General features: G+C 54.6%; 6 protein-coding genes. All 6 read left to right on the top strand.

Annotated features, from left to right (window positions below):
• Positions 1-296 precede the first annotated feature (296 nt).
• Positions 297-1,604, top strand: coding sequence for a ribosome biogenesis GTPase Der (der, locus tag QZP87_RS01835; RefSeq protein ID WP_291321216.1), 1,308 nt, complete (start codon positions 297-299; stop codon positions 1,602-1,604).
• A gap of 155 nt (positions 1,605-1,759) precedes the next feature.
• A complete protein-coding gene (locus tag QZP87_RS01830) occupies positions 1,760-2,683 on the top strand; it encodes a branched-chain amino acid transaminase (protein ID WP_291321215.1) in 924 nt (307 codons plus the stop codon).
• 37 nt (positions 2,684-2,720) lie between these two features.
• On the top strand, positions 2,721-2,864 hold the full coding sequence (locus QZP87_RS01825; RefSeq protein WP_291321214.1) for a hypothetical protein: 144 nt from the start codon (positions 2,721-2,723) through the stop codon (positions 2,862-2,864).
• A 14-nt stretch (positions 2,865-2,878) separates the two neighbouring features.
• On the top strand, positions 2,879-4,342 hold the full coding sequence (dnaX, locus tag QZP87_RS01820; protein ID WP_363330972.1) for a DNA polymerase III subunit gamma/tau: 1,464 nt from the start codon (positions 2,879-2,881) through the stop codon (positions 4,340-4,342).
• 14 nt (positions 4,343-4,356) lie between these two features.
• Complete coding sequence (locus tag QZP87_RS01815) at positions 4,357-4,659, top strand: YbaB/EbfC family nucleoid-associated protein (RefSeq protein ID WP_291321213.1); 303 nt, start codon at positions 4,357-4,359, stop codon at positions 4,657-4,659.
• A gap of 32 nt (positions 4,660-4,691) precedes the next feature.
• Positions 4,692-5,297 carry a recombination mediator RecR gene (gene recR / locus QZP87_RS01810; protein WP_291321212.1) on the top strand — a complete coding sequence of 202 codons (606 nt, stop codon included), beginning with the start codon at positions 4,692-4,694 and terminating at the stop codon, positions 5,295-5,297.
• Positions 5,298-5,369 lie beyond the last annotated feature (72 nt).

The following is a 5,369-nucleotide window of genomic DNA, read 5'->3' as shown; positions in this document are numbered from 1 at the left end:
TAAGTTGTGTGAACCTTCAAAGATAGTACTTAGCGGGGACAGTCCCCAGACCTTGTGCCAGGAACTACAACTGAGTGCCCCCTGAATGGTTACGAAAAATTAGTGCGGGGGTGCCTGTCCCCTGCTTTTCTAAAAAACGCTAAACAGATACGGTAATTTTTTTATTTGTGCAGGAAATGGGTTGCGGGGACTGTCCCCAGGCCGGTATCCGGCGCCCCCTGAATGGTTACAATGATGGTCAACTACTTCCAGCCACTTCCTGATTCAACAGATCCATACCGCGCTGCAAGGTCAATATGCTGCCCTTTGTCGTGATAGTCGGCCGCCCCAATGTGGGAAAATCCACTCTGTTCAATCGCCTTCTGCGCCAGAACAAGGCCATGGTCCACGACCGTCCCGGAGTGACCAGGGACAGTCTGCACGGGATGGTCAAAGGGCTTCGCAAAGATTATACCCTGGTGGATACCGGAGGCCTGGTCCTGGAAGAAGGGGTTCAGTTGGAAGAAGATATTCACGAACAGGTCCGGGAAGCAATGCACAGCGCGGACCTGGTTCTTTTTATGGTGGACGGCAGTACGGGTGTCACTGGACTGGATGAGCAGCTGGCATCCATGCTCAGGCATAGCCACAGGCCGGTACACATGGTTGTGAACAAGGTGGATGGTGAAGAAAGGGCAGCCCTGGTTGAAGGTGATTATTATTCCCTGGGTTTTGAAATGAGCATGGTTTCAGCGGCCCACGGGTACAATATGCCTGGTCTGCAGGAGACCATTGAGACTGCTCTGCCGGAACAACAAAACCTGAGTGACAGGGTCGCCGGCCTGCGCCTTTCTTTGCTGGGCCGCCCCAACGTGGGCAAGTCCTCGCTGATTAATACCCTTCTGGGCCAGGAAAGAGTGCTGGTAAGCTCTCAGGCCGGGACCACCAGGGATTGCGTGGATGTGATTCTGGAAAAGGGCGACAAGCGATATATTTTCATCGATACTGCCGGGGTAAGGCGTAAGACCACCATCAGCGACGATCTGGAAAGGTTCAGCTCCCTGCGGGCCATCAGGAGCTGTCAGCGGGCGGATGTGGCTATGCTGGTGCTGGACGCCCTGTCCGGGGTGGTAGCCCAGGACAAGAAACTGCTGTCTTTTCTGGAGCGTGCAAAGATTCCCCTGGTGATATTGGTCAACAAGGTGGACCAGATTCCAGGAAAGGACCTTGGCAGGCTCAAGAAGTATTTTAAAGAGGAGCTGGCTTTTTGCGACCATGCCCCGGTAATATATACCTCGTGCATAACCCGGGCCGGGCTGGGGGGACTTATTCCCCTGGCTGAAAAGGTTCTGGAGCAGTCCAGGGTGAGGGTGGGCACCGGGGAGTTGAACCGACTGGTCCGGGATGCGATGCAGGCGCATCAGCCACCACTGGTCAAGGGACGCCGGGCAAAAATATATTACCTGACTCAGCCAGGGACCGCCCCCCCGGAATTTGTTTTTTTCGTGAACGATCCCGCACTCATTAAACCGGCTTATGCCAGGTATCTGGAAAAACAGATTCGTAAGAGCCTGAAGCTGGATATGACCCCGGTCAAATTGTTTTTTCGGGCAAGCCATAAGTGAGTATGGGGGGTGTGGGTGTTTGGGAGTATAGGCGTAACTGGGGACTGTCCCTCGCAATTTTTTGTTGTGCAAGTTTACTCCTGACTGGCAGGCCGTGCCACATGTAAAGCGCTGAACAGATACAAAGCGCAAAATAGATACATCAAGGGGGAGATATGATTCAGAAATCGGAGTTTATCTGGTTTGACGGTAAACTGGTACCCTGGGAGGAGGCCAGTGTACATGTGCTGACGCATACCCTGCATTACGGGGTGGGGGTTTTTGAGGGCATAAGGAGCTACAAATGTAAGGACAACACTTCAGCCATTTTCCGGCTGGAGGAACATGTGGAGCGTCTGTTCAATTCCGCCAGGACAGTGGAGATGGAGATACCTTATACAGAAGAGGAGATCTGCCAGGCCATAGTGGACACTCTGAAGGCCAACAAGATGGACCAGGGATATATCAGGCCCCTGGCCTTCATTGGTGATGGCGCCATGGGAGTCCATCCAGGGGAAAATTCCATCCGGCTTATCGTGGCTACCTGGCCCTGGGGGACTTACCTGGGAGAGGACGCTCTGCAAAGCGGTATCCGGGTCAGGACGTCCAGTTTTACCCGGCATCACGTAAATGTTATGATGACCAAAGCCAAGGTGGCGGGAAATTACGTCAATTCGGTTCTGGCCAAAAGGGAGGCCAAGGCAGACGGCTATGACGAGGCCCTGATGCTTGACGTGGACGGATATGTAGCCGAGGCCACCGGGGAAAATATTTTCCTGGTGAAGCAGGGCAAGCTTAAGACTCCCCCCCTGGGAGCAATCCTGGGGGGTATCACCCGGGATTCCTTAATTACCATGGCCAGGGACATGGGTTACGATGTCACGGAACAGCGATTCACCCGGGATGAGCTTTATATGGCGGATGAGGCCTTTTTCTGCGGCACTGCCGCAGAGGTGACTCCCATCCGGGAAGTGGACCGCAGAACCATTGGCCAGGGCAAGGCAGGCCCCAATACACTCCTTTTCCAGAGCGAATACTTCAAGATAGTACGCGGGGAAAACATGAAATACGCCGAATGGCTTTATGATTATGAGATATAGGCATAGGGCATAGGGCATGGGGCATGGGGCATGGGGCATGGAGGAAGAGGGAAGAGGGAAGAGGGCATGGGGCATGGTGTGGAAGAAGAGCGAGGGGGCGATGGAGGGTGACGTGCAGGGAGAAACAATGCCCGAGGAAAGGGCTGGATTTGATCCGGGACTGACAACTAAAAGGCTTTGAACCGGGAAGATGATATGGCCAAGGCAGGACTTACAGCCAGGTATAGACCACAGACTTTTGCCCAGGTGGCGGGACAGGAATTCATCAAGAGCATCCTGTCCCGGGCGGCGGAGCAGGACAGGCCTTCGCACGCCTACCTGTTCAGCGGTACCAGGGGGGTGGGCAAGACCACACTGGCGAGGATACTGGCCAAGGCCATAAATTGTCGCAACGGCCCGGCTGCAGAGCCGTGCAACCAGTGCTCCAGCTGCGAACAGGTTACCAGGGGAGCCTCTGCTGATGTCTGGGAGATAGACGCGGCATCGCATACAGGCGTGGACAACGTGCGCAAGCTGCGCGAGGACATAGCATACTCTCCCATGGGCGGGCGCTACAAGGTGGTCATTATTGACGAGGCCCACATGCTCTCAGGGTCAGCTTTCAACGCCCTGTTAAAAACCCTGGAAGAACCCCCTGCACACTGTGTCTTTATTATGGCTACCACGGCTCCGGAAAAATTCCCGGCCACCATCATCAGCAGGTGTCAGCACTATGTATTCAAGCGCCTGCCCCAGAGTCGGCTGTTTGAACACCTGCGGTTTGTCCTGGAATCCGAAGGATTATCCTATGAAAATGAGGCGGTGCAGCTCCTGGCCAGGCGCGGGGCCGGCAGCGTCCGGGACAGTATGTCCATGCTGGGACAGGTGCTGGCTCTGGGAGACGAGGGTCTGAAGACCGCAGATGTCCGCCGGGTACTGGGGCTGGCGGACCAGGAGCTTTTTCTGCGCCTGATGCAGGATATCCTGGACCGGGATCTGATGCGGCTGCATGAGATGGTAAACTATTTGCTTGAGCAGGGGCTGGACCTGGGTTTTTTCCTGCAGGAACTGGCCCAGTGCTGGCGCAATATGTTCCTGCTTTCTCAGGCAGGCTCAGAAGTCAGAGAAATCCTGGACCTTCCGGCGGAAGAGGTGGAAAAATGGCGGGAGATGGCAGGTGGATTCTCCGCTTCCACAATCCATGCCGGGTGGCAGATGGTCCTTGATGGACGCAGGAGTATCCTTGGCAGCTATGAACCGGGGCTGAGCCTGGAGCTTATGCTTTACAACCTGGCCTACCTGCCGGAGCTCATCCCGGTGTCCCAATATAACCCGGGGACTTCTACTGAGCAGGATAGATCCCATAAACATCCTGCAGGACGGAATAAGTCCCGGGGCTCTGAAAAAAAGGGTATGGAAGGTCATGCAACCTTTACAGAGAACAGTCAGGACCATAATGATATAGTGCGGGAGGATTCCGTTACAGGCGATGCTGAGGGGAATTACCATGAGGCGCAGACTTCCGGCGGTCCAGAGGGCGGCACTGTCGATACTGTCCGGGATGAGCCCCGTAAGTCACTTCAGGAAACAGTGCGCAGCCACCCGGGTGTTCAGAGGATCATGAGCGAGTTTGACGCCTGGATAATGGAAGTCAGCACAAACAAAAAAACTAATACATAAGGAGTAGTTAGAAGATGCAAGATTTGGTTAAACAGGCCCAGATGATGCAGAAGAAGATGGCCAAGATGCAGGAAGAACTCAATTCCAGAGAGGTGGAGGCATCCGCAGGCGGCGGTATGGTCACGGTCAGGGTCAATGGAGGTCAGGAAGTTCTGGAAGTGCGCATAGAAAAGGACGTGGTGGATCCCGAGGATGTTGAAATGCTGCAGGACCTGGTTCTGGCGGCTACCAATGATGCCCTGAAGCGGGCCCGGGAAATGGTACAGGGTGAAATGTCCCAGATTACGGGCGGGATAAAGATCCCGGGACTGTTTTAGTCATGACGTGCAACAGAAATTAGGAGCGTTTTGTGCAAACGTTGCCGAAATCAATGCAGCTCCTGGTGGATCAGCTTTCCCGGTTGCCGGGAATAGGTCCCAAGAGTGCACTGCGTATGGCCATGACACTTCTCAAGTGGCCGGAGGACAAGACCCGGGGGCTTGGCCGCAGTATAGTGGAATTGAGGGATCACCTCTGTATCTGCTCTCAGTGTTCTGCCCTGGCTGATTTGGATCCATGCTCCATCTGCTCAGATGCCATGCGGGAGCAGGACAAGCTGTGCCTGGTCTCTGAATGGGACAGCCTGCTTGTTATGGAGGAGTCGGGTTTTTTCAAGGGACGCTACCTGGTGTTGGGGGGGCTTTTGTCCCCGCTGGACGGGATTCGCCCCGATGCCCTGGAACTGGAAAAGCTGCGCCGGAACCTGCAGAGCGGTCAGACAGCCGAAGTCATCCTGGCACTGGGTACCACCCTGGAGGCGGAAACAACCGGATCTTTCATTAAAAACATGGTGGATAAGGAGTACCCCCATGTGCGGGTGACCCGCCTGGCTCAAGGTATTCCCCTGGGGGCGGATCTCAAGTTTATGGACAAGGAAACTTTGAAGCAATCCATGCGCTTCAGGCAGAGCATATAAAAGATGCAACTGCAAAAAGTCTATTTTGCAGGCACAAAGGACAAAAGTCAGATGACATAAGTCAGAAAAATC

The sequence above is a fragment of the Desulfonatronospira sp. genome, assembly GCA_003563255.1.
In the GTDB taxonomy this organism is placed as follows: Bacteria; Desulfobacterota; Desulfovibrionia; order Desulfovibrionales; family Desulfonatronovibrionaceae; genus Desulfonatronospira.
This window is presented reverse-complemented; position numbering and strand designations above follow the sequence as displayed.

Bases quoted from the DNA above. Each gene is read 5' to 3' on its own strand.
- der (WP_291321216.1), top strand. From the start codon at position 297: ATGCTGCCCTTTGTCGTGATAGTCGGCCGCCCCAATGTGGGAAAATCC.
- QZP87_RS01830 (WP_291321215.1), top strand. From the start codon at position 1,760: ATGATTCAGAAATCGGAGTTTATCTGGTTTGACGGTAAACTGGTACCC.
- QZP87_RS01825 (WP_291321214.1), top strand. From the start codon at position 2,721: ATGGAGGAAGAGGGAAGAGGGAAGAGGGCATGGGGCATGGTGTGGAAG.
- dnaX (WP_363330972.1), top strand. From the start codon at position 2,879: ATGGCCAAGGCAGGACTTACAGCCAGGTATAGACCACAGACTTTTGCC.
- QZP87_RS01815 (WP_291321213.1), top strand. From the start codon at position 4,357: ATGCAAGATTTGGTTAAACAGGCCCAGATGATGCAGAAGAAGATGGCC.